General features: G+C 63.0%; 23 protein-coding genes and 5 tRNA genes. All 28 read right to left on the minus strand.

What is annotated here, in order from left to right:
* Positions 1-114: 114 nt before the first annotated feature.
* Positions 115-190: transfer RNA gene (locus K9L28_02075), tRNA-Gly, on the minus strand.
* A 38-nt stretch (positions 191-228) separates the two neighbouring features.
* On the minus strand, positions 229-1,614 hold the full coding sequence (rlmD, locus tag K9L28_02080) for a 23S rRNA (uracil(1939)-C(5))-methyltransferase RlmD (GenBank protein MCF7935122.1): 1,386 nt from the start codon (positions 1,612-1,614) through the stop codon (positions 229-231).
* 145 nt (positions 1,615-1,759) lie between these two features.
* On the minus strand, positions 1,760-2,305 hold the full coding sequence (locus tag K9L28_02085; protein MCF7935123.1) for a 2-oxoacid:acceptor oxidoreductase family protein: 546 nt from the start codon (positions 2,303-2,305) through the stop codon (positions 1,760-1,762).
* Positions 2,306-2,309: 4 nt separating this feature from the next.
* The gene (locus K9L28_02090) at positions 2,310-3,125 is read right to left on the minus strand and encodes a 2-oxoacid:ferredoxin oxidoreductase subunit beta (GenBank protein MCF7935124.1); all 816 of its coding nucleotides are present in this window, start codon (positions 3,123-3,125) and stop codon (positions 2,310-2,312) included.
* Positions 3,126-3,127: 2 nt separating this feature from the next.
* On the minus strand, positions 3,128-4,261 hold the full coding sequence (locus K9L28_02095; GenBank protein ID MCF7935125.1) for a 2-oxoacid:acceptor oxidoreductase subunit alpha: 1,134 nt from the start codon (positions 4,259-4,261) through the stop codon (positions 3,128-3,130).
* Positions 4,254-4,463, minus strand: a complete 210-nt coding sequence (locus tag K9L28_02100; GenBank protein MCF7935126.1) for a 4Fe-4S binding protein — start codon at positions 4,461-4,463, stop codon at positions 4,254-4,256. The genes K9L28_02095 and K9L28_02100 overlap by 8 nt, the downstream gene beginning before the upstream one ends.
* A gap of 209 nt (positions 4,464-4,672) precedes the next feature.
* Positions 4,673-5,827 carry an FAD-binding oxidoreductase gene (locus K9L28_02105; protein ID MCF7935127.1) on the minus strand — a complete coding sequence of 385 codons (1,155 nt, stop codon included), beginning with the start codon at positions 5,825-5,827 and terminating at the stop codon, positions 4,673-4,675.
* Complete coding sequence (locus tag K9L28_02110) at positions 5,827-6,108, minus strand: (2Fe-2S)-binding protein (protein ID MCF7935128.1); 282 nt, start codon at positions 6,106-6,108, stop codon at positions 5,827-5,829. The genes K9L28_02105 and K9L28_02110 overlap by 1 nt, the downstream gene beginning before the upstream one ends.
* Before the next feature lie 2 nt (positions 6,109-6,110).
* Positions 6,111-6,617, minus strand: coding sequence for a 4Fe-4S dicluster domain-containing protein (locus tag K9L28_02115; protein ID MCF7935129.1), 507 nt, complete (start codon positions 6,615-6,617; stop codon positions 6,111-6,113).
* Positions 6,618-6,621: 4 nt separating this feature from the next.
* Complete coding sequence (locus tag K9L28_02120; GenBank protein MCF7935130.1) at positions 6,622-7,722, minus strand: NAD(P)/FAD-dependent oxidoreductase; 1,101 nt, start codon at positions 7,720-7,722, stop codon at positions 6,622-6,624.
* 13 nt (positions 7,723-7,735) lie between these two features.
* On the minus strand, positions 7,736-8,056 hold the full coding sequence (locus K9L28_02125) for a (2Fe-2S)-binding protein (protein ID MCF7935131.1): 321 nt from the start codon (positions 8,054-8,056) through the stop codon (positions 7,736-7,738).
* Positions 8,057-8,213: 157 nt separating this feature from the next.
* The gene (tsaB, locus tag K9L28_02130; GenBank protein ID MCF7935132.1) at positions 8,214-8,870 is read right to left on the minus strand and encodes a tRNA (adenosine(37)-N6)-threonylcarbamoyltransferase complex dimerization subunit type 1 TsaB; all 657 of its coding nucleotides are present in this window, start codon (positions 8,868-8,870) and stop codon (positions 8,214-8,216) included.
* Complete coding sequence (tsaE, locus tag K9L28_02135; GenBank protein ID MCF7935133.1) at positions 8,870-9,376, minus strand: tRNA (adenosine(37)-N6)-threonylcarbamoyltransferase complex ATPase subunit type 1 TsaE; 507 nt, start codon at positions 9,374-9,376, stop codon at positions 8,870-8,872. The genes tsaB and tsaE overlap by 1 nt, the downstream gene beginning before the upstream one ends.
* A gap of 51 nt (positions 9,377-9,427) precedes the next feature.
* Entirely contained in the window at positions 9,428-9,658 is a 231-nt protein-coding gene (locus K9L28_02140; GenBank protein MCF7935134.1) for a hypothetical protein, read from the minus strand.
* The gene (locus K9L28_02145; protein MCF7935135.1) at positions 9,651-11,180 is read right to left on the minus strand and encodes an NAD(P)H-hydrate dehydratase; all 1,530 of its coding nucleotides are present in this window, start codon (positions 11,178-11,180) and stop codon (positions 9,651-9,653) included. The genes K9L28_02140 and K9L28_02145 overlap by 8 nt, the downstream gene beginning before the upstream one ends.
* A complete protein-coding gene (locus K9L28_02150; protein ID MCF7935136.1) occupies positions 11,177-11,548 on the minus strand; it encodes a holo-ACP synthase in 372 nt (123 codons plus the stop codon). The genes K9L28_02145 and K9L28_02150 overlap by 4 nt, the downstream gene beginning before the upstream one ends.
* A gap of 360 nt (positions 11,549-11,908) precedes the next feature.
* Positions 11,909-11,983: transfer RNA gene (locus K9L28_02155), tRNA-Val, on the minus strand.
* A 35-nt stretch (positions 11,984-12,018) separates the two neighbouring features.
* A complete protein-coding gene (gene rlmB / locus K9L28_02160; GenBank protein ID MCF7935137.1) occupies positions 12,019-12,774 on the minus strand; it encodes a 23S rRNA (guanosine(2251)-2'-O)-methyltransferase RlmB in 756 nt (251 codons plus the stop codon).
* Positions 12,767-15,604 carry an excinuclease ABC subunit UvrA gene (gene uvrA, locus K9L28_02165; protein ID MCF7935138.1) on the minus strand — a complete coding sequence of 946 codons (2,838 nt, stop codon included), beginning with the start codon at positions 15,602-15,604 and terminating at the stop codon, positions 12,767-12,769. The genes rlmB and uvrA overlap by 8 nt, the downstream gene beginning before the upstream one ends.
* Complete coding sequence (gene uvrB, locus K9L28_02170; GenBank protein ID MCF7935139.1) at positions 15,564-17,576, minus strand: excinuclease ABC subunit UvrB; 2,013 nt, start codon at positions 17,574-17,576, stop codon at positions 15,564-15,566. Before uvrB ends, uvrA begins: the two co-directional genes overlap by 41 nt.
* A 115-nt stretch (positions 17,577-17,691) precedes the next feature.
* Positions 17,692-19,698 (minus strand): ATP-dependent zinc metalloprotease FtsH, encoded by a 2,007-nt coding sequence (ftsH, locus tag K9L28_02175; GenBank protein MCF7935140.1) that lies wholly within the window; start codon positions 19,696-19,698, stop codon positions 17,692-17,694.
* A 31-nt stretch (positions 19,699-19,729) separates the two neighbouring features.
* The gene (hpt, locus tag K9L28_02180; GenBank protein MCF7935141.1) at positions 19,730-20,263 is read right to left on the minus strand and encodes a hypoxanthine phosphoribosyltransferase; all 534 of its coding nucleotides are present in this window, start codon (positions 20,261-20,263) and stop codon (positions 19,730-19,732) included.
* A gap of 56 nt (positions 20,264-20,319) precedes the next feature.
* The gene (tilS, locus tag K9L28_02185; GenBank protein ID MCF7935142.1) at positions 20,320-21,741 is read right to left on the minus strand and encodes a tRNA lysidine(34) synthetase TilS; all 1,422 of its coding nucleotides are present in this window, start codon (positions 21,739-21,741) and stop codon (positions 20,320-20,322) included.
* Between the two features lie 71 nt (positions 21,742-21,812).
* Positions 21,813-21,889: transfer RNA gene (locus K9L28_02190), tRNA-Met, on the minus strand.
* Positions 21,890-21,893: 4 nt separating this feature from the next.
* Positions 21,894-21,970: transfer RNA gene (locus K9L28_02195), tRNA-Met, on the minus strand.
* A gap of 100 nt (positions 21,971-22,070) precedes the next feature.
* The gene (locus K9L28_02200; GenBank protein MCF7935143.1) at positions 22,071-22,712 is read right to left on the minus strand and encodes an HAD family hydrolase; all 642 of its coding nucleotides are present in this window, start codon (positions 22,710-22,712) and stop codon (positions 22,071-22,073) included.
* A 1-nt stretch (position 22,713) separates the two neighbouring features.
* Positions 22,714-23,667 carry a DUF72 domain-containing protein gene (locus tag K9L28_02205; protein MCF7935144.1) on the minus strand — a complete coding sequence of 318 codons (954 nt, stop codon included), beginning with the start codon at positions 23,665-23,667 and terminating at the stop codon, positions 22,714-22,716.
* Between the two features lie 196 nt (positions 23,668-23,863).
* Positions 23,864-23,950, minus strand: a tRNA-Leu gene (locus tag K9L28_02210).
* Positions 23,951-24,035 lie beyond the last annotated feature (85 nt).

Raw genomic sequence — 24,035 nt, forward strand, 5'->3', positions numbered from 1 at the left:
TGTGTCAAATCAGGCAATTCGCGAAAAATTCGCAAAATATTCGAAAGAAAGACAAACTTGCATCAACCTTTCGGCAGATACAAGAAAAGGGAGGCTAGGCCTCCCTGAATACCCTGGAGCGGAAAACGGGACTCGAACCCGCGACCCTCAGCTTGGGAAGCTGATGCTCTACCAACTGAGCTATTTCCGCCTTCGCAACACGCCCTGAATTATAGAAGCCCAGGGGCATCAATGCAAGCGCCAATTATTGCATTCACTCTCCCGGGGCCCCGTTTTCCGCAGGTCCCTCTGCAACGTCACCACGGACTCCACATGATAGGTCTGGGGGAACATATCGAAGAGACGCATCCGGGGCATCCTGTACCCACCTCGCTCCACAAGGACACGGAGGTCCCGGGCAAGCGTAGCGGGATTGCAGGAAACATAGACCACCGTCTCCGGCCCGGCGCTCTGGATCCATTGGAGCAGTTCCGGCGTACAGCCGCTCCTGGGCGGATCGAGGACAACGCACTGGGGGCACCGTTCCATCCTCCTCACGGCCGCCGTGACGTCATCGCAGACAAAGGACACGTTCGACGCACCGAGGGCGGCGCCGTTACGCCGGGCATCCTTGACAGCCGCGTTCTGTCCCTCCACCGCCACCACCTCCCCTACATGAGGCGCCAGCATCAGGGCCAGCACGCCGACACCGGAAAAGAGCTCCACCACCCTTTCGCAGCCGCAGCGATCCACCTCGGCAAGGACATAGTTGAAGAGCCGCTCCGCCTGCAGGGTGTTCACCTGGAAAAAGGACTCCATATGAAAGGCAAACCGGAGACCGCAGAGACACTCCGCAAGCGAGGGCTCCCCGTGCATGCTCCTGTAACGGCGCTCTCCGGGCAACCGGCCGAAGACGGACGCGGAGGCACCGTACTCCCGGAGCGCTCCATACAGCCTGTCCAGCTCCCTTTCGGAGAACGGTGACGCGTGGTCGATCCCGAGAGCCACATGCCCCGTGCGCACCCCCGTACGGAGGCGCAGTGCGACTCCTTCACTCCCTTTGTGCTCTCCAAGGGCACCCTGCATCCCTTCCAGAAGCTCAGGAAGATCCTGGAGCAGCCGTTCCAGGGGAGGGGCAAGGACGGGACACCGGGAAAGGGGAACCACAGATCTGCTCTTCTCCTGATAGAACCCAACACTCGGCCGCCGGGATCCCGCCGGATACCAGCCCCGCAGGATCGCATGGTTCCGATAGCCGAAGCGATCCGGGCTTGGCTGACAGAGAGGGATCCCCTCCTCGGGAACGATCCCGCCGCCGATCCTTCTGAAGTGATCTTCCAGAATCGCCTGCTTCAGTCTCATCTGCAAGGTCGGCGCGGCATGCTGGAGATGACAGCCGCCACAGCTGCCGTAGTGGCTGCAGGGCGGAGCGATACGGAAGGGACTCGACCTGTGGATCTCCAGCACCTCTCCATAGGCATAGCTCCTCCGTTCCCGGATGGTCCTGGCGATCACCCGTTCCCCGGGGAGCGCCCCGGGAAGAAAGACCACCTTCCGGCTCTCCGGTTCGCGGCCGATCCCCTCACCGCGGCTGTTGACAGCGGAAACCTCGAATGTTCTTGCCTGTTCATGCATACGCCTCAGCTCCATAGACTCCTCTGGTTCCTGCAGATCAGGGACAGAAGGGGAGAAACGACAAATAGGGGGAGGACACAGGGAAACCCTGCTCCTCCCCCTATTCTATCAGGTGATATCTTCAGGGGTTCCCTGCGGAAGGGATCTACTTCACCAGGGCGTACCCCTCTTCAAAGGCCTTGGCGTTCAGCTCCTCCGTTCCCCTGGGAACCCTGTCGAGGATGGCGTTCTTGATGGACTCCGGCTTGAAAAGCCCCTTGCGCTCCAGGAACTTCGCCGCAGCACCGAGAGCGACCATATTCGTCACGATCATCTTCCCGATCTTGTCCCTGGCGGTGCGCACGATGGGAAGACGGTGGACCTCCCCATCGATTTCAGGGATATCGGTAACAAAGAAATCATCGAGAATGACAACCCCGCCGGGTTTGGTGTCACCGTGGTAATCACCGCAGGCCTCCTGGGTAAGGATGATCTGCAGATCAGGCGCCGTTGCCTTGGGATAATCGATCTCGCTCCGGGAGACCACAACCTCCGATTTGGAGGATCCGCCCCGGGCCTCCGGCCCGTAGGACTGGCTCTGCACCGCCAGCAGCCCCTCATGGAGCACCGCGGCTTCTCCAAGGATCACGGCGGAAAGGATAACGCCTTGACCGCCGGAACCGGCGACACGAATCTCAAAGCGATCACTCATGATGCTACCCCCTCACCCGTTCGATGAGCTGCTCGTACTCCGCCACGAACTCCGGAGTGTCCTTTTCAACAAACTCACCGGTTACAATCTTGTCCTGCAGCTCTTCAGCAGCCATCTTCTCCGCCTTGGCTTTGGGAACGCTCTTATCCCTGAGTCGGTTGATGTTGTCCACAGGCTTGGGGATCTTGTTCCGCCGGCCGAACTGTGTATGACAGAAGGTCATGATCTCCACCACGGAAAAGCCCTTGTTTTCGATCCCCTTCTTGATGTACTTCTCGCAGATATTGGGCTGCGCCACAGTGGACCGTGCCACATAGGAGGCGCCGGCACCGGCGGCAAGCTCGCAGAGGTTGAAATTGGGCTCGATGGCGCCGTAGGGAGCCGTGGAAGCCTTGGCCCCGATAGGCGTTGTCGGCGAAGACTGCCCGCCGGTCATGCCGTAGATGTTGTTGTTCATGATCACGGCGGTGATATCGATGTTCCGCCGTGCGGCGTGGATGAAGTGGTTGCCGCCGATGGCGCTGCAGTCTCCGTCACCCATCACGTCGACGATGGTCAGCTCGGGATTGGCCAGCTTGATGCCGGTGGCGAAGGCCAGCGAACGGCCGTGGGTGGTGTGCACCGTACAGGCATCGATGTATCCCGGCATACGGCTGGAACAGCCGATCCCCGAGGCGATGACCGTCTCCTCGGGCTTCTTGCCCGTGTCAACCAGGGAACGGAGGATTGCGTGCATGATAATGCCGTGGCCGCAACCCGGGCACCAGATATGCGGGAAGAACCGCGTCCGCAACCAGTCCATTACTTCTGGGCGGGGCATGGCTATACAACCTCCTTAATTTTCTCGAGAATCTCGGAGGGTTTGAAAAGCTCTCCGTTGACAAGTGTCTGCTGGACAACCTCAACGCGCCCGCAGGAGGCTCGTTCGACTTCGTGTACCATCTGGCCGCAGTTCAGTTCCGGCACGATGACCGTCTTGGCCGTATCCAGCTGCGCCTGAAGTTCTTTATCCGGGAAGGGCCACAGGGTCACGGGACGGAAGTATCCCACCTTGTGCCCGGCTGCGCGGGCCTCGCGCACTGCGCTGAGGCCGGTGCGGGCCACGCTGCCGTACCCCAGCACGATGACCTCGGCATCCTCGATGCTTTCCGTATCGTATTTGATGATGTCGTCACGGAACCGCTCGACCTTCCGCATCACCCGCAGCATCTTCTGTTCGATCTCGGGAGCCTTGTTGGTCGGGAATCCCCACTCGTTATGGGTGAGCCCCGTGACGTGCCAGCGGTATCCGTCGCCGAAACCGGCCATGGCGGGGATGTCATCCTTGGGATCGGCCTTGTAGGGGACGAAGTCCGAGGGGGAGACCTCCGGCTTCTTCCGGTCTACAAGTGCAATGGAATCGCTCTCGGGGACGATGACCCGCTCCCGCATGTGGCCCAGCACCTCGTCGCTGAGGATGATCACCGGCTGGCGGAACCGCTCTGCCAGGTTGAACGCATCGATCGCCAGCTCGTAGCACTCCTGCACCGACGAGGGGCAGAGTGCGATGGTGGCGTGGTCGCCGTGGGTTCCCCAGCGGGCCTGCATCACATCCTGCTGGGAGATCTTGGTGGGGAGCCCGGTGGAGGGACCGCCACGCATCACATCGACCACCACAATGGGGACCTCCGCCTGGTAGGCGAGCCCCAGATTCTCCTGCTTCAGCGAGAAACCGGGCCCCGAGGTGGCGGTCAGCGATTTTTTCCCTGTCAGGGACGCGCCGATGGTGGCCGCGATGCTGGCGATCTCGTCTTCCATCTGGATAAAACGGCCATCTCGTTTCGGCAGCTCCTTCGACATCGTTTCGGCGATCTCGGAGGACGGCGTGATGGGGTATCCGCCGAAGAATCGGCACCCGGCGGCGAGGGCTCCCTGGGCGAGCGCTACATTGCCCTGCCAAAATTCCGTCTTAGGCATCCGTTCCACGCTCCTTTACCGTTATTGCCAGATCCGGGCATATATTGACGCACTGCATGCACCCGATGCAATCATCCATGCGGGCCGGCTCACTTTTCATCTTGTCGTCAAGCTCGAGAACGTTCTTGGGACAGACCGAGATGCACAGCTCACATCCCTTGCACCAACCCTTGTTGATCGTGACTGTGAATTGCTTACTCACTCGTTGCACCATCCTTCCGTGTGGAGCTTCGGCGCTCGAAACCGCTCGGCATTATGACACTTTTTGAACAAAGTTGCAAGCGCGAATTGTGAGCACATTGCGCAAAAAATACTAATTTTCCGACAATTCACCCCTGGGCGCCCTGTGGCGCGCCAAGAAAAAGGAGAGGGGCATCCCCTCTCCCTTCAAGCCTTGCCAACACTCCCCGATCAGACGACCGCCGGTTCCAGGATCAGCTCGCCTTTGGCGAAGCGTCGGTAGTGCAGCATCTCGATTGGAATGGAGGGCTCCTGCCCATTGATCAGTTCGGCCATGAGCGGCCCCGTAATGGTGGCGAACATGAACCCGTGGCCGGAATAGCCGACAGAGAGATAGAACCCCTTGATTCCGTCGGCCTCGCCGAGAATGGGCTGCTTGTCGGGGGTCATGTTGTACTGGCCGGACCACTGCCTGACAACCCTGACCTCCCTGGTGGCAGGAAGGAGCCGGGTGAACTTCCGGGACATCTTCTCCAGGAACTCCCAGGTGTTGCCGTTGGCCATGTCGTCGGGATGCCCTTCGGGGCTGCAGCCGCCGATGATCGAGCCGTTGGGGCGCTGCTGGATATAGAAGTTGCCGGTGAAGCTCATCAGCATGGGCGGACAGAGGCCGTACTCCACCGGCTCGGTGACGATGATCTGGTGCCGTTCGGAGTAGTTGGGCAGCTCGATGCCGGCCATCTTGGCCACCTGCTGGGCGTACCCGCCGGCGCAGTTCACCACCACCGGCGTGTCGATCTCGCCGCGGGTGGTCTCCACACCGGCCACCCGTCCCTTGTCCACCTTGATGCCCGTGCATTCGGTGAACTTGAGAAAGGTGACGCCCAGGCGCTTGGCGGCTTCGTGGTAGGCGTAGGTGGTCAGGAAGGGATCGGCGTGGCCGTCCCTGTCGTGATAGAAAAAGCCCGCCGCGTCCTCGGCCCAGAGGCCGGGAGCGATCTCGCAGGCCTCCTCCCTGGACAGCTCCCGGGAGGCGATGCCCATTCGGTTCTGCAGACCTACGCTCTGTTTCAGCTGCTGGTACTCCTTGTCGCCGTAGGCGATCATGATGTAGCCACCCTGATGCAGGTCGATCTTCATGCCCAGTTCCTCTTCGAGGTTTTCAAAGTTCTCCAGGCAGGCCAGACCAAGACGGCAGTTCATCTCTGTTCCCCACTGCGCCCTGATGCCGGCGCCGCAGCGGCCGGAGGAACCGGAGCAGAGGGAATCCTTTTCAAGGACAACCACATCCTTGATGCCGAGTTTGGCCAGATTGTAGGCCAGAGAGCAGCCCTGCACGCCGCTCCCGATGATCACCGCATCGGCGCTCTTCTTCCACTCGGCCATCAGTCGTCGCCCCCCTCGGCCAGCAAACCGAGCTTGACGGGCTTGCTGGGCGGGCGGAAGGTGCCCGGCGGAACCTCGCTGTAGGGGGTGCCGGTCATCCTGGAGATCTCCCGCAGGATGATGTCCCGGCACCCGCGGCCCTGGCAGGGGCCCATCCCGACCCGCAGCACCCGCTTCAGCTCGTCGAATGTGTCGTATCCCTTGGCGATCCACTCGCGGATCTCGCCCATGGTGACCTCTTCGCAGCGGCAGACGACGATTTCGTTGCTCTTGTCAGCCATCTCTACACCACCTTCACGGCACGTACGTCGTTGACCTTGTCCCTGGGGACGCTGACGTGGACCACCAGGGTGCTGTCTTTCCAGGGTTCCTGCACGTTCACGACGTTGCTCCGGCAGACTTCCCGGCCTTCCCGGTCCAGGCAGGCGACCTCCTGGCCTTTCTCGGGGCGGGGCAGCATCTCGTAGGGGAGCTTCATCAGGGCTTCGTCTTTGCCGCCGTAGGTGAGGTCCACGACGAAGCAGGCGAGGCCGGGGCACTTGGCGACGCACATGGCGCAGCCGGTGCACTTGCTGTAGTCGATGGTGGGCACGTCGTTGATGTCTTTGAAGGGCTGCACGGCGCCGGTGGGGCAGCTGGTGTGGCAGGGGTTGCAGGGGATCCGCTGGGGGCATTCGATGATGACGAGTCCGTTGGCTTTGTTCTCCCACAGATCTTTCGGCGGGGTGACGGCGCCGGCACGCTCTTCGGTGAGCACGCCGCTGTTGAAGAGCTGTTCTTTCTCTGTCATGGCTTTATACCTCCCAGCAGGTCTGGCAGACTTCTTCGAGCCCGCTGCGGATCTTGGCGCCCACTTCTCCGGCACGGAGGTGGTTCAGCCGCTCGCGCAGATGCCTGGATTTCTCCCTGATGTCTTCTTCGTTCCCGTGCCGCAGGGAGGCGGCGGCGAAGACTCCGGCGATCTGTCCTTCCACCATGGCCGACGAGGCTTCTTCGATTCCGGCGGCGTCTCCGGCGACCCAGAAATCGGGGTTGCTGGTCCGCATGTCGTCGCTCCGCAGCGGCACGTATCCGCAGAGCTGCGGGACGAAACGCATCTCTGCATCGGCTTGCCAGAGGAGTTCGCAGGTGGGGGTGAGGCCGACGGCCATGCAGATGATGTCGCAGTCGATGTTCTTGGGATCGCCCACGGGCTGGAAGTTCTCGTTGATCTCCTGGATGACGGCGCCTTCTACGATGCCCTCGCCGTAGGCTTCGCTGACGGTGTGGCGCAGGTAGATGGGAACGCCCAGGCGGCGGATCTTCGCGGCGTGTACCCAGTACCCGCCGACTTTGGGCATGGCTTCCACGACGCCGGCGATGTCCACGCCTGCCTGCATGAGCTGGTAGCTGACGATGAGGCCGATGTTCCCTGCTCCTACCATGAGCACCCGGTCACCGGGCAGGACGCCGTAGACGTTCATCAGGGTCTGGACGGCTCCGGCTCCGTAGACGCCGGGCATGTCGTTGTTGGGGAAGGGGATGAGCCGCTCCTGCGCTCCGGTGGCGACGATGACTTTCCTGGGTTTCATCCGGAAGTATTCGTCTTCGCCGATGGTACAGGACACCACGCCGTCTTCTTTGTAGTACCCTGTGGCGGTACAGTTGGAGAGGATGGTGACCTTGTCTTTCAGTCCTTCCAGCTCGTCAAAGAGGATGTCGCCGATCTTGTACCCCCGGGTCCCGGCGTGCTCCTCCCGGGAACCGAAAAACTTGTGGGTCTGCTTGATGAGCTGGCCGCCGAGCCGAAGGTCGCTGTCCACGACGGTGACCTCCGCTCCCAGTTTCGCTGCTTCCACGGCCGCCGAAAGTCCGGCCGGGCCTCCTCCGATTACGAGTACCTCTGTCTGACGCACCTGATCTACCCCCTTACGCCTTCTCCGGGCTGATGACGCCTTTGCCCTTCTGTGTCTCCACCTGCATTCCCTCGCTCAGGGGCGTCACGCAGGTACGCACGTTCGGTACGCCGTCGACGACCATGAAGCAGGAAGAACACTTTCCGATGGCGCAGAAAAACCCCCGCGTCCGTTCCATCTCCGGCGTGACCCGGTAGGTCCGGACACCGTTGGCGTGCAGCGCCGCCGCGATGGGCTCGCCTTCAAAACCTTCCATGGGTTTCCCGTCAAAGGAGAACGTCACGCGACGTCCGTGGGAAAAATCCAGTATCGGATGCTCCTCGATCAGTTTCAATACTTCACCCCTCCTTGTTGGATATACTCGGTGCCAGCATGCAACGCCGTTTTCGTCCCTGCGAACCACCCCCACAGCTCCTGAAGCGAGGTTCAACTGTATCCAGTATATGATACATAATTTATAGCACTCCGTTCACAAGCCCGCAAGGCACAGCTTACCCGATATCGGGGCTGCGGAGATAATTGCCCTGGATCGTGTCCGGGGCAACCGCCTGATCGATCCGTCTCCCGCCGATGCGCGCCACCGTCCCTCCCCGGGCCGTAATGCCGTCTATCACCGGCATTGCGGCCCCTTCAAGGAACGAAAGAGAGGCCCGGTCGTTACAGAGGACCGTGGTGCGCTCCTCCGATGCAAGAATCTTTAGACATTCGTCTTCCGGCATCACCGTCTCGCCGAGAATGGAGCAGAGCCCCCCTTCATCGGTGCAGAGGAACCCCCCAGTAAAGACAAGATTCCTTCTGGCCCGAACGACAGGATAGACCCTCCTGCCGGGGACCGGAAGCTGCCACGCCATGGCCTCCAGCGTACTCACCGGGCAGACGGGAATCCCCAGTCCATGCGCCAGGGCGGCCCCGTAGGCGAGGCCCACCCTGATCCCAGTGAAGTAGCCGGGGCCGTTGGCGATGGCGATGAGGTCGAGATCCTGAAGGGAACAGCCAAGAGAGGCAAAGAGATGATCCACCAGACCGGGAAGCGCGGAGGCCTGCCGCCGGCCGGAAACAAGCGTGGTCTCGCCGATACAGCTACCATCTTCTACGAGCCCGATATTGGTCGCACGCAGCGAACAGTCGATTCCAAGGGTCACACCCATCACTCCACCTCCCTCTCCGCGGACGCGGCGTCCGCCCCCGCCAGGGCCGCCATGGCACCGTCCAGGGAGATCCATGCCCGGTTCCCCCGGGCGGTGAGACGACAGGATCGCGGGGCGTTCCACGGCTGCGTCCCGACACCTTCCCCGAAGGCAAGCGTGATGCGCCAGACATCACTGCCCGGGGGGCGGCGCCACCGTTCGGCCCATTCGACAAGGAGAAGCGCGCCCTCCCGGGCGTACTCCTCCAGTTCCAGCTCGCCCACCTCTTCCGGAGCAATGCGGTAGAGGTCGGCATGGACCACATGGACGGTCCCTCTATACTCGTTGACCAGGGTGAACGATGGGCTCCTCGTCTCCGCTGTCCCCAGACGGGCTGCGATAGCCCGGACCAACTCCGTCTTCCCCGTCCCGAGTTCGCCGTCGAGCAACACAATGAGTCCTTCGTAGGCGGATTCCGCCAGAACGCGCCCCAACTGCTGCGTCTCGGCGAGATCCTCCAGATACAATCGATACTCCTTCAGCCCTATCCCTCCGTCTCGATCAGGGTTTCCATACAGTCACTTCTTCCCCCGCGCCATCAGGATCAGCAGAAGCGTCCCGCCCGCGAGCGCCGCCAGAACGGTGACCGCAGACCCCACAGGCCACCCTCGGTGCAGGGATTTGGTGGCCAGCAGAAAGCCCAGGGCGATCACAAAGGCACCCAGGGTGAACTTCAATCCCCTGATCCGGGTCTCCTCGGTGCGCCGTTCCTCCTCCTCCCAGTCCACGCGCCGTCTCTTTCTAGTCATCGGCGGGACACCCCAGGACCTTCGGGACAGCATGGGCGATCTCCGAGGCCAGCAGCCCCTCCTCGGAGCAGCTCTCCCCCGCCGCCTCTCCGGCCATGGCATGGAGGAGGGCGCCTGCGGCGGCCGCTCTCTCCGGCGGATGCCCCTTCGCCATCAGTGAGGCGATGACACCGCCCAGGACATCCCCGGAACCGGGGACCGCCAGCCGGGGGCCGCCCCGGTCCACCACAAAGACACGATGTGCATCGGCCACCAGGGTGTTCGCCCCTTTGAGCAGGCAGCAGCCGTACCGTCCCGCCAACTGCCGGACGGCATCCATCCGTGCATCGGCGACACCGGCGACACTGCTCCCCAGCAGTCGGGCGGCCTCCCCTTCATGGGGGGTGAGGACGGTGTCACCGCGGAAGCGCCGCACCGTCTGCACAGCCAGGGCGTAGAGGGCATCGGCGTCAACAACCATGGGGATATCCAGCTCTTCCCACAGGGAGGCGCAAAGCTGGACAGTGGACTCCTCCCTGCCGCAGCCGGGGCCCAGCACCACCACATCCGCACGCTCCGTCCAGGCGCGGACCGTCTCCATTGCATCGGGGCCGAGCACATCGCCCGGACAGGCGCTCTGGACAACGGCCTCGGGGAGCTGGGCGGCACAGCTTCCGGCCGCCGCCTCCGGCACCAGCAGGACCACCAGCCCCGCTCCGGCCCGGAGCGCGCCGAGAGCGGTCAGCACCGGTGCGCTCCGGTAGAAGGCACTCCCACCGACCACAAGGACAACACCCTCCCGCGATTTGTGGGTGTCCTTCGCCCTTCCGGGATAGAAGGCCCGCAGCTCGGCGGGCTCCATCAGCGCGTACCCGCTCTCCTGGGGGAAGACCGCCTTCCCGGGCACGCCGATGGGCACAACCGTTATCTCCCCGGCCGCCTCCCGCGCAGGCATTGTGTAGAGACCGGCCTTGGCCCCCAGAAAGGTGGCGGTGAGGTCCGCCCGGAAGAAGAGATCTGCCCGTTCGCCTGTGGTCGCATCGATCCCGCTGGGGACATCCAGGGCCGCAGCGGGCGCACCGCAGTTGCGGCAGAAGGTGAGCAGACGCTCGATCTCGCCCCGCGGCGCCCCCTTGCTCCCGGTTCCCAGAAGGGCGTCGACAACCAGATCCGTCCTGTCGAGCAACCCTCCTATCTCGCGATCGGCCAGTGCGCCGGACAGATGGAGCGGAATCCCCAGACGCTCCGCGATGCCCCTGTTCAGCGCGGCATCCCCCCGATACCGCCCGGCCTCGGCCGTTGCGACGACCACCGGCTCCACACCGTTGATCGCGAGGTGCCTGGCCGCCACGAATCCGTCACCGCCGTTGTTCCCCGGGCCGGCGAGGACCACGGCCCTCCGCGTCTTCGGGAAACGGCGCAGGATCTCCCGGACAGCCCCTCCTCCGGCGTTTTCCATCAGCAGTTCTCCGGGAATCTGCATGTCCTCGATGGCCCTGCGGTCCGCTTCACGTACCTGTTCCGCCGTATAGAGATGCCTCATTCTCTTCCCTCCAATACCACAACAGCAACCGCCATCCCCTCTTCATAGCTGATGCTGACAAAACTGGATGTCACCCCGCGACGCCGGAACATCCGCCCGACCCTCTCGTCGATGATCAGCGACGGGCCGTCACTCCCCCGTCGGAGCCCCACCCCGCGCAACCCCAGCGCGGCGAGCCCCTGCCCGCAGGCCTTGGCACAGGCCTCCCTGGCCGCGAAGGAGCCGGCCAGGGACTGGGCCATCCGATTCCCGCCACGGGCGTACTCCAGCTCTTCGTCCAGAAACACGCGCCGCAGAAAATGATCACTCCCTGCAGCCCGCGCCATTCTCCTGATTGAGCAGAGATCCACACCAACACCGACTATCATGGGCTCACCCCGGGCACAAGTATACCGCTCTGCAGGTCGGCGAACAGAATCAATGATACACGGAAATGCCCATCTCTTCGATGGGCCATGGTATCCAGCCTCACAATTTTTTCATATAATACAATGAGCAACCACGCGGAGGCCGCGGAAGGGGGAATGACCGGCAATTCGGCAGGCTGACAATTTGGAAAGCAAATCGGTGGGCAACACTTAAGGGCTGACAAAAAGCCCCAAGGAGGAGAAAATGCCATCTTCCTGACAACAGAAAACGGGCTAGGAAGCGGACGTGGATTTCAGGGGGTATTTTTGCAAGGCAGAAAAAACCCCTCATGCCCTGGGGCACAAGGGGTTGCTTTCAGATGGTGGGTGGTATAGGACTCGAACCTATGACCTCTTCCGCGTCAAGGAAGCGTTCTTCCTCTGAACTAACCACCCAACGGCAGAGATTCTACTCGACCAACGGGGAGTTGTCAACATTTCCTTCGCCTGGCCCATTCGAACATCCCCAGTGCCGCGGCCACACTGGCGTTGAGCGAGGCCGTTGTCCCCTGAAGCGGTATGCGGTAGAGCATGTCGGCATTCCTGGTGACGGCATGGCCGAGCCCTCTTTCTTCGTTGCCCACCACCAGGACACAGCGTGCGGGCATGCCGTCACACTCCCAGAGCGAGGCAGATCCCTCAGGGTCGAGACCGACCACCCACAGCCCCCGCTCCTTTGATTCCCGCAGCGCCCTGGAGAGATTGGGCACCGCGAAAAGCGGCAGACGCGCCGCCGCGCCGGCGCTGCTTTTCAGCACACCGCCGGCGATCCGCGCCGAACGTCGTTCCGGCAGGACCACGGCAGCCGCGCCGCAGGCTTCGGCGGACCGGATCACCGCCCCCACATTGTGGGGATCCTGCAGATGGGCCAGGGCCACCACGAGCAGCGGCCCCTCTCCCTCCCGGGCCTCCAGGAAGGCTCCGAATCCCTTCTGTTCCAGCCGGCGGACCTCCGCGGCGATGCCCTGGTGTTTCGGCTCGCCCACCACTCTGGCAAGCTCCCCCCTGGCCAGGGTCTCCAGAGGGACCGCCCCGCGCTCCGTCAACCTGCGCACCTCTCTGAGGCGGTCATTTTCCGTGCCCTCCTGAACCAGCACCCGTTCCACATGGCCCGGGCTGTGCTCCAGAAGGGAGAGCACCGCCCACTTCCCGGTGCAGAAGAAGGTGCTCTGTACGCTCTTAGCCATCCTGTTGTCCTCCCCCCGTACCGATCTGTTCCAGAAACCGGCTGAGATGGGCACTGGTATGGCCCGATCCGCCGGCAGCAACATCCTCAGGCGTACCCGCAGCCACCAGGGTGCCGCCCCGCTCGCCGCCCTCGGGACCGAGATCGACCAGATAATCCGCCGAGGCAAGCACATCGAGGTTGTGTTCGATCACCAACACGGAATTCCCCTGGTCCACCAGCTTGTGGAGCAGGCGAAGGAGCTTGCGCACATCCGTGTAGTGCAGTCCCGTGGTGGGCTCGTCCAGCAGATAGCAGGTCTGACCGCGGAAGCGTTTGGAGAGCTCCGTAGCCAGCTTGACCCGCTGGGCCTCGCCGCCGCTGAGCGTGGTGGCCGACTGTCCCAGCCGGATATAGCCCAGACCCGCTTCGGAGATGACCCGGAGCTTTCCGGCGATCCGCGGGATATCCGCAAACTGCTCCAGCGCCTCGTCGACGGTCATCTCCAGGATATCGGAGATGTTTTTGCCGTGGTGTTCCACCTCCAGCGTCTCCCGGTTGAAGCGTTTCCCCTTGCAGACATCGCAGGTTACGTAGACATCGGGGAGAAAGAGCATGGAGACCTTGACCACACCGTCGCCCTTGCAGGCCTCGCAGCGGCCGCCCTTGACGTTGAAGCTGAACCGCCCGGGCCTGTACCCCCGTATCCGCGATTCCGGCAGCTGGGCGAAGAGCTCCCGGATCGGCGTGAAGACCCCCGTATAGGTGGCGGGATTGGACCGCGGCGTTCTGCCGATGGGGCTCTGGTCGATGAGCACCACATTCCGCAGGGCCTCGTATCCCGCTACGGAGCGGTGGGCCCCGGGCCGCACGCGGTACTGGCGGTCCAGTTTCCGCCGCAACCCCTTGTAGAGCACCTCGTACATGAGGGAGCTCTTGCCCGAGCCGGAGACGCCGGTGAGGCAGGCCAGAACACCCGTGGGGAAGGCCACGTCGATCTCCTGCAGGTTGTTCTCCGCCGCCCCCGCGACGGCGATCCACCCTGTGGGCGGCCTGCGTTTCGCCAGGGACTGCACCACTCCGGTGGCCGTCCCGGTCAGATAGGGCCCGCTGAGGCAGTGCCGGCTCTGCATCTCCTCCGGTCCGCCCACGGCCACAATCTCCCCACCCTGCTCGCCGGCGCCGGGCCCCATCTCCACCAGGTGGTCCGCCGCAAGCATGGTGTCCCGGTCATGCTCCACCACAATCACCGTGTTCCCGAGATCCCGGATCTCCCGCAGCGTGTTGAGCAGGCGGCCGGTATCCCTTGGATGGAGCCCCACAGTGGGCTCGTCAAGCACGTAGAGAACGCCGGAGAGCTTGGAGCCGATCTGGGTAGCCAGCTGGATCCGCTGTTTCTCGCCGCCGCTCAGGGTATCGGCGCGTCGCAGCAGCGTCAGATAGCCCAGGCCGACCTCGGCAAGGAAGGAGACCCGTTTGTCGAGCTCCTCCAGCACCTGGTGCACGATGGTCCGATCCGTTTCGCCGAGCCGCAGCGACCGGAGGATCTCCAACAGATTCTCCACAGATGCGCTGACGAGCTCGGGCAGACTGTGGCCGTCCACCAGAACGCTCCGGGCCTCCTCCCGGAGCCGGACCCCCCGACAGGTCTGGCAGAGCTCCTCGGTTCTGTATCTGGCGAGCTCTTCACGGACACCCTCCGACTCCGTCTCGTTCCAGCGCCGTTCCAGCCAGTGCATCAGCCCCTCGTAGCGGCCCATGTAGCTGTGCTCGCGGCTGCCCTCGTAGAAGGTCATGGGAACCCGCTCATCGCTGCCGTAGAGCACCACCTGCCGGAGGTCTTCGTCCAGCTCTCCGAAGGCCCCCGAGAGATCCCACCCCTTCGCGTCGGCCAGCTGCCGCAGACGGCGGAGCATGTAGTGCTTGCCCTTCCAGGGCAGCATCGCCCCGTCGAAGACAGAGAGGGCGGGGTCGACGGCGATATCCTCGGCGAAGTACTCGTGGCTCCCCAGTCCGTGGCAGTCCGGACAGGCGCCGTAGGGACTGTTGAAGGAAAAGAGCCGCGGTTCGATCTCCGGAAAGGCCACCCCGCAGTCCAGACAGATGTACTTCTCGGTAAAGAGATGCTCCGAGCCACCGTCCACGACGAGCAGCACAAAGCCGTCGCTCTCCTGCATGGCAAGCTGTACGGCCTCGCTGAGCCGATCCCGTTTCTCCTCGGCCGCCCGCAGCCGATCCAGGACAATCTCGATGGTGTGCTTGGCGTTCTTCTCCAGGGGAATCTCCTCTTCGAGCCAGAACACCGTACCGTCCACCCGGGCCCGGAGGTAGCCTTTCTGCTGGATCTGCTTGAAGAGATTCCGAAACTGCCCCCGCTGGTTGCGCACAACCGGGGCCAGGATCTCCAGCCGCGACCCGCTGTACTGCTGGAGCACCACATCGACGATCTCGTCCAGGGTGTGCCGCTGCAGCTCCCTGCCGCAGGAGGGGCAGGTGGGCCGCCCCACCCTGCCAAAGAGCAGCCGGAGGTAGTCGTAGATCTCGGTGGTGGTCCCCACCGTGGAACGGGGGTTGTGGGAGTGCACCCGCTGTTCGATGGCTATGGCCGGCGAGAGCCCCGAGATGTCCTCGACATCGGGCTTGCCCTGCACCCCGAGAAACTGCCGGATGTAGGCGGACAGCGATTCGATATAGCGCCGCTGCCCTTCGGCATAGATCGTGTCGAAGGCCAGCGTGGACTTGCCCGACCCCGACGGTCCGGTGATCACGGTGATCCGCTCCTTGGGGAGGGTCACATCGATGTCTTTGAGATTATGCTCTCGTGCGCCTCGTACGACGATTTGCTGCGACACCCGTCGGGGCACCTCCTTGCTCCTTGGAAATCAGATCTCTCAGCTGGGCCGCCCGCTCGAAGTCGAGGTTCTCCACGGCGTCCCACATCAACTCCTCCAGCGATTCCGGCGGCAGATCGCGGCTCTCGGCGACGCGCTCCCCCTTTCTCTTGGGTGTCGCCTCCTTCTCGATCAGCTCATCGGGGAGCAGGCTGGTGATGGCCTTCTCGATGCTCCGGGGCGTGATGCCGTGCTCCTCATTGAACCGCTGCTGGATACCGCGCCGCCGCGCCGTCTCCTGGTAGGCCTGGCGGATACCCCTGGTCTCTTCGTCGGCGTAGAGCACCACCGTACCGCTGATATTCCGGGCCGCCCTGCCGATGATCTGGATGAGCGAACGCGCTGAGCGCAGGAACCCCTCCCTGTCGGCGTCGAGGATCGCCACCAGCGTCACCTCCGGGAGGTCGATCCCCTCCCGCAGGAGGTTCACCCCCACCAGGACATCGATGGTCCCCTGTCGGAGATCCCGGATCAGCTCCGCCCGCTCGAAGGCGTCGAGCTCGGAGTGGATATAGCGCACCTTGATCCCCAGCTCCCCCAGGTACTCGGCCAGATCCTCGGCGGAACGCTTGGTGAGGGTGGTGATGATGGCCCGCTCCCGGCGCTCCACGGTGCCGCGGATGCGTTCCATCACGTCGTCCACCTGGGTCTGCGCCGGAACGATGACCACCTCCGGGTCCACCACACCGGTGGGCCGGACGATCTGCTCCACAATCCGGGAGGAGTGACTCCGCTCCCAGTCCGCCGGGGTCGCCGAGACCATGATGACCTGGTTCATGTACGACTGGAACTCCTCCCAGCGGAGGGGCCGGTTATCCAGCGCCGTGGGGAGGCGGAACCCGTAGTCCACCAGGGTCTGCTTGCGCGCCCGGTCGCCGTTGAACATCCCCTGGATCTGCGGGATGGTCATGTGGGATTCGTCGATGACCATCAGGAAATCGTCGGGGAAGAAGTCCAGCAGCACGCCGGGAGGCTCGCCGGCGTTCCGGCCGTCGAGGTATACAGAGTAGTTCTCGATGCCCGAACAGTAGCCCACCTCGGAGAGCATCTCCATATCGTAGCGCGTTCTGGAACGGATGCGCTGCGCCTCCACATACTTGCCCTCCCGTTCGAAGGCCTCGACCTGACGCTCCATATCCGCTTCGATCTGCGACAGAGCCTTCTGGATCGCCTCCGGCCCCGTCACGTAGTGCCGCGCCGGGTAGACGGCGCCGTGGTCCTTCTTCTCGATCCTGTGGCCGCTCACCGGGTCGATCTCGTCGATGGTCTCGATCTCGTCGTCGAAGAAGCTCACCCGCAGCGCCGTATCGCTGTAGGCGGGGTAGACCTCCACCACATCGCCCCGGACCCGGAAATAGCCCGGTTCCATGGCATAGTCGTTCCGCTCGTAGTAGCTCTGGACCAGTCGCTCCACAAAGGTCCGCCTGGTGACGGTCTCCCCCACGGAGAAGGAGAAGATGGCCTCCTCGTAGTTCCGGCGCTTCCCCAGGCCGTAGATACAGGAAACGCTGGCCACCACAATGACATCCCGCCGCTCGAGCAGGGATTTCGTGGTGGCCAGGCGGAGCTTCTCGATCCGCTCGTTGATGGAGGCATCCTTCTCGATATAGAGGTCCTGGGTGGGGACGTAGGCCTCCGGCTGGTAGTAGTCGTAGTAGCTCACAAAGTAATTCACCGAGTTGTTGGGGAAAAAGGCCTTGAACTCGCTGTACAGCTGGGCCGCCAGTGTCTTGTTGTGAGCCATGACCAGCATGGGACGCTGGATCTGCATGGCCACATTGGCGATGGTGAAGGTCTTCCCGCTGCCGGTGACCCCCAGCAGGGTCTGGAGCTCTTCGCCCTGCTCGATGCCTTCGGTGAGCTCGCGGATCGCCTTCGGCTGATCCCCTGCCGGCTCCCAGTCCGCTTCCAGGGAAAATGCATGAGAGCTCATTCGCCGGCCCTCCTTGAACGCAATCCACGCGCTGCAGCTAGAGCTGCAGCGCGTGTCCGATGCTCCCTTATCCTGTCTCGGTTGCCCGTCGCCTCCGCCGTTGGACCGCGGCGGTCTAGGCTTGCCTGACGTTCTCGTCGGATTCGTGCTGCTTCTCCCCGGAATCGGCCTCGTCTGCGCCCGATTCCTCTTCGGCCGCCTGGGCCGCTTCTTCTGCTTCTGCTTCTGCTTCTGAGGAGGCATCCTCGTCGGCGGTCCGGTCCTCATCGTTCTCTTCAGAAGGGGCGGGTTCCTCCTCTTCCTTTTTCTCCTCCAGGGGCGGCAGCTCTCCCACCATCAGCTGTTCGAGATCGTCGGCCTCGATGACCTCACGCTGGAGCAGCGACCTGGCGAGGCGTTCGAGGATCTCCTCGTTCTCGCCGAGGATCCGGGTCACCTCGTCGTAGCAATCGTCCATGATACTCCGGATCTCCTGGTCGATGGCGTAGGCCACCTCGTCGCTGTAGTTGCGATCCTCGCCGAGATCCCGGCCGAGGAAGACCTCGTGTTTCTTCCGGCCCAGGGTGATCGGTCCCAGACGGTCGCTCATGCCGTAGCGGGTCACCATCTCCCTGGCGATATCCGTGGCCCGCTCCAGGTCGTTCTGGGCACCGCTGGTCACGTCGCCGGTGTGCATATGCTCCGCCACCCGGCCGCCGAGGAGCACCTTGATCCTGTCGAGCATCTCGCTCTTGGAGATCAGGAACCGGTCCTCTTCGGGCAGCTGCAGCGTGTAGCCCAGCGCCTGGCTTCCCCTGGGGATGATGGAGATCTTGTGGACCGGGTCGGTCCCCGGCAGGAGCTTGGCGCAGATGGCGTGGCCCGACTCGTGGTAGGCGATGATGTCCTTCTCCTTGTCGCTGATGATCCGGCTCCGGCGCTCCGGACCGGCCAGCACACGGTCGATGGCCTCCTCGAGTTCGTCCATCTGGACCTTCTTCTTTTTGCGCCGCGCCGCCAGCAGCGAGGCCTCGTTGATCAGGTTGGCCAGATCGGCGCCGACGAAGCCCGGCGTCCGGCGGGCGATCACGTCGAGATCCACCTCGTCGTCGAGCTTTTTCTCCTTGGAATGGACCTCAAGGATCTCCTTGCGCCCCTTCACATCCGGACGATCCACCATGATCTGCCGGTCGAAACGGCCGGGGCGCAGCAGCGCCGGGTCAAGGATGTCGGGCCGGTTGGTGGCGGCGATCAGGATAATCCCGGTGGTGGCCTCGAAACCGTCCATCTCCACCAGCAGCTGATTGAGGGTCTGCTCCCGCTCGTCGTGCCCTCCGCCGAGGCCGGCGCCCCGCTGGCGTCCCACGGCATCGATCTCGTCGATGAAGATGATGCAGGGCTGGGACTTGCGGGCCTGCTCAAAGAGATCCCGCACCCGGGCGGCGCCGACGCCGACGAACATCTCCACGAAGTCGGAACCGCTGATGCTGAAGAAGGGCACATCCGCCTCGCCGGCGGCTGCCCGCGAGAGCAGCGTTTTGCCCGTTCCAGGCGACCCCAGAAGGAGCACGCCCCGCGGCACCTGGGCCCCGAAGCTGGTAAAGCGATCCGGGTCCTTCAGGTATTCGATGACCTCCTGGAGCTCCTCCTTGGATTCGTCACAGCCGGCCACATCCGCGAAGGTCACCTTGGGGCGGTTGTCGATAAAGACCTTCGACTTGTTCTTGGCGAAGTTCATCACCTTGTTGCCGCCGCCCTGCATGTGGTAGATGATGAAGATCCACGCCCCGATCAGAAGCATCGTCGGGAAGAGCGTGGACATGATGCTGGCCCACCAGGGGGTCTGCTGGGGCGGGTTCACCTTCACCTCGATATTCTTTTCGGCAAGCTTCGGGGCCATATCGCCGACCCCCACCACATGGGTCACAAAGGCGTTCCCGTCTTTGAAGACCCCTTCCACGCTGTTTTCCTTTATCGTCACACTCTGGACGCGGTCGGCATCCACCGCTTTGAGAAAGGAACTGTAGGAAATCTCCCGGGCTTGCTGCGGACCTGTCGTCGGTGTCAGAAAAACATTGACGATACTGACGACAAGGACGATCAGCACCAGGTAAAGCCCCAGGTTCTTTGCAAGCCTCTTCAAACTCTAACCACCCTTTCGCGTGCGCCGCTCCCTAATTTTCTTCGATTGTTGCTATATCCGGCAGATTACGCCACCGTTCTCCAGCGTCAAGGCCGTATCCGACAACAAATTTGTCGGGGATACGGAATCCCGCGTAATCCACCGCGACATCCACCTCTCGCCGTTCGGGCTTGTCAAGCAGCGCACAGATCCTCGTGGACGCCGCAAGTCGCTCTCGAATGATCGAGGAGAGATAGGAGAGGGTGAGGCCGGTATCGACAATATCCTCGACGATGAGGATATGCTTGCTTCTGATATCGGCATCGAGATCCTTGACGATCTTGACGATTCCCGCGGATTTCGTTGCGTCACCGTAGGATGAGACAGCCATGAAGTCAATCCGCGTATCCACGCGTTCGTCGATATGACGGATCAAATCGGATAGAAAGACAAAGGCACCTTTGAGGATACCCACACATACCAGTTCGCTTCCTGCGTATTCATCTGAAATCTGCGTTCCCAATTCCTGCACCCGTGCGGCGATCTGGTCCCTGGAAAGCAGATTCTCTGCCAACGTCAACGCCATCGGAGATCCAACACCCTCCCTGTCTACCTCGGTCCGTCCCTGCCTGCCGCCATCGGTCAGCCCTTTTCGGGGGCCTGGCCGCAGGCCGCATGTGCCGAATCCGGACCAAGGCTCATATTCAGCCGAATCATTCTAACATGATTTGATTTTTGTGCCGATGGATTGCCGTCGGATTTTCCGTTTCTTCCGCCCCAATAGGGCACCCACCACCGGCCGTCGCCACAGAGAACCACAGGCCACTGCGCTCTGGCCCACCAGGGGACAGCCCTTCTCTTCTTTTTGGGAAGGCCCCCGGACACCGGCCGAAGAAGGACCTCTTCGTCGGGTTCCACCGCAAAGCAGGTCGTCCAGCCGCTCTGCACCTCACCAGAGGTTGCTCCGGCACACCCCACATCGAGGCGGATCTCCCAGGGGCCCCAGCGGAACCGGCCGTTGACGCCGGACCGGAGGGGGCATGAAGGCAACAGATCAAGCATACACCGTTTCCCCCATACAATCATACCCTTGCCGCAGAAGAGCTCAAAATCCTCTTTCCACTGGAACCGCCAGGAGGCGCTCCTGCGGAGGAGAGCGATCAGCTCCTCCAGCCGTTTCCGTTCCAGCGTGGGCAGACCAAGCCGCTCCGCCCCGACGCGGAAGAGGATCTGCAGCGCCGGATCCTCCCGGCGCCGCAGCGCTTCCTGCCTCCAGCAGTCCAGACCGAAGGGAAGCGTGTGCCGGATGGCGGAGATACGTGCCTCCGCCCACCGGCGGTCCCACAGCACCCGCTCCTCCGCTTCCTTCCCCAGCGAGAGGATATGCTTTCGGGCCCCACTGTTCACACTGTCGAAGCCCGGGATGAGCACGGCGCGGATGTAGTTCCTGCTGTACCGGATATCCCGGTTGGTGTGGTCTTCCTTCCACGTATAGCCATTCTCCAGCAGAAAGGCCCTGAGGGTTTCCTTGTCGATATCCAGGAGGGGACGGATGATCCGCCCCCGCTTCCGGGCGATCCCCTGCAGACCGTCGAGGCCGCTCCCCCGGGCGATATTGAACAGGATGCTCTCCACCTGGTCATCCTCGATGTGGGCCGTCGCGATCCACGAGGCGCCATGGGCCGTTCCGGCCTGTTCCAGGAAGGCGTACCGGAGTCTTCTCCCGCACTGCTCTCCGCTTTCGTGGCGCTCTTTGCGCCTGGTGATGTTCGTTTGCCGGGATGAAAAGGGAAGGTGGAGGGAGGTGGCAAGCCTGCGGACAAAGGCCGCGTCCTCAAGGGATTCCTGACCGCGCATGCCGTGTTCGAGATGTGCGACCACAAGCCGTCTGCGCTCCACGAGCGCCGCAAGGATCACCAGAAGGGCGACGGAATCGCATCCTCCGGAGACGGCGACCAGGATCGTTCCCGATCCGTAGAGCCATTCCTCTTTCTCTCCATGTCTGACCACAGATTCGCGGATTGCCGCGGGAAGGATCACGCGGCCACACTCGTACCGTTCCATCGCTCACCACGCACAAATCAGGCGGGAGCAGCGCTCCCGCCCTCTATAAAACTGCTTTGAGCTTCCTTGCCTGGTGGCGGTGAGTGGGCTCGAACCACCGACCCTACGGGTATGAACCGCATGCTCTTGCCAGCTGAGCTACACCGCCGAATTGGTTGCGGGGGCAGGATTCGAACCTGCGACCTTCGGGTTATGAGCCCGACGAGCTACCGGACTGCTCCACCCCGCGATCCCTGTTTTTTGCGACAAGAGGAATGATACCAAACCTCGCCGTCCCTGGCAAGGGGTTTTCGCAAAAAAGTTTCAAATCCGTCGAACTGGGGCCGCGGCTATCCGGTCTGCGGTGCCGGCTCGGGAAACGGGACCAGTTCGAGCAGGGAATCCACCACAACGGCCGCGCCGGCTTCGGCAAGGTCATCGCGTCCCGTGGCCCCGGTCGCGACCCCGATCCCGGGGACACCACCCGCTACAGCCGTTCGCATATCGATGGCGGTGTCGCCCACATAGCAGGCGCTCTCCTTCTCCCCGCCCAGCCTGTGGAGGGCCAGCTCGAGCATCGCCGGCGAGGGCTTTGCCGCAACCCCCTCTTCCAGACCGATCACCAGATCCACGGCGTCGTTCAGCCCGATGGCGCCGGCTGCCTTCCCGGCATGGTGCCGGTTGGTGACAATCGCCGTGGCGATCCCCTCGTCACGGCAGTACGCCAGCAGCTGCCGGGCCCCCTCCATCAGGCTCAGCCGGGGATGCTCCTCCCCCCTGAGTCGGGAGCGGTAGATCTCCGGCCACTCGGGATCGTAGTCGCCCCAGAGTTCGATCAATGCTTCGCGGAAGGGCAGGCCGATAGTGGCCCGGACCTCTTCTTCCGAGCAACGGCGCAGACCCGCCTCCTCGGCGAGCCGGTTCATGCAGTAGGTGATCGCCGGCGCGCTGTCCACCAGGGTCATGTCGAAATCAAAGAGTACCGTCTTCATCTCAGGGAATGCCTCCATCGTTCAATCCGATTCCTTCGGTAAGGGTCATCTGCCGCGGCCCCCGCTCCGGGGCGAAGCCGAACAGAGCCTGCATCTTCCGCGCACTCTCCACAGCCCAGTCCCGGTAGCAGTTGTTGAACATCACAAAGACCCGTCCTTCCTTCCAGACCTGTCCGGCGATCCGATCCTTCCACCCTTCCAGCTCGGCCGAGTCATAGCGGTAGGCAAACCGCTCCTGTACGGTAGCGCCCTTCTTCCTCCAGGCCCGCCTGTTGCGGCCGTGGAAACGGAGGACGCTCCCCCAGCTTGCCGTCCTGGGCCATTCCGGCGGCACCGTCCAGGCGAGCTCCGGCTCGTCGACGCCGACGTAGGCGATGTTCTCCCGCTCCAGGGTCTTCAGAAAGGGCTGTCGGTTCTCCTCGTCAAACCAGGAACGGTGGCGCACCTCCACAGCCACCTTCATGGGGGCGGCCACCTCGCTGATCCGGGTGAAGTACTCGAGGTTCTTCCGGGAGAACTTGAACCACGGCGGCAGCTGGAAGAGCAGGTATCCCATCCTCCCCATCCCCGCGAGGTGGCCGACGGACCGCTTGAAATAGGCCCAGAGCTGCCGCCGAACACCCAGCGGCAGATCCCAGAGGGTGACCCGCTCCTTTTTCTGCGGCGCGGCCCCCCGTGCCCAGGGGGGCAATCGCGTCACCACCACGGGATGGAAGGTGAAAAGCCCGAAGGCCTTTACGTTAAACAGAAAACGCGGCGGCGTCCGGGCGGCCCAGCGGTAGACCGTCTCCTGGGCCGGCATGGCATAGAAAGTGCTGTCTACCTCGACGGTATCGAAGAACCTCGCGTAGTAGCGCAGCCGTTTGGCGGGTCTGTTTTCGCTCCCGGGATAGAACCCCGAATCGATCAGACTCGATTCCGCCCAGGAGCAGGTCCCGATCCGCAGCTCTCCCATGATGCCTCCTATCCGGCCCTTCCACAGCCTGCTCCTTCCGGTGCCGCGCTCCCCTCGGGAACACCGCACCGGCATGCCGGGATGTGGTACGCCCTGTAAGGCAGTATATCATCGTCGAGGAGGAAGGATGGCCAGACAAAGAAAAGCCCGCAGAACCAAGGGGCAAACCTCCCTGCTCTACGGGAAACATCAGTTCTGGTGCCGGGCGGGGGACTTGAACCCCCACGGGCACCTGCCCCCGGGATTTTAAGTCCCGTGCGTCTACCACTTCCGCCAGCCCGGCTTGGGATAACCTCATTATAAGCGCACAGAGGCAGTCGTCAAGCGGGTTCGCGCACCGGTCGCCGGGAGGCGGTCACAGCGCTCCG

The sequence above is a fragment of the Synergistales bacterium genome, from assembly GCA_021736445.1.
Lineage (GTDB): Bacteria > Synergistota > Synergistia > Synergistales > Aminiphilaceae > JAIPGA01.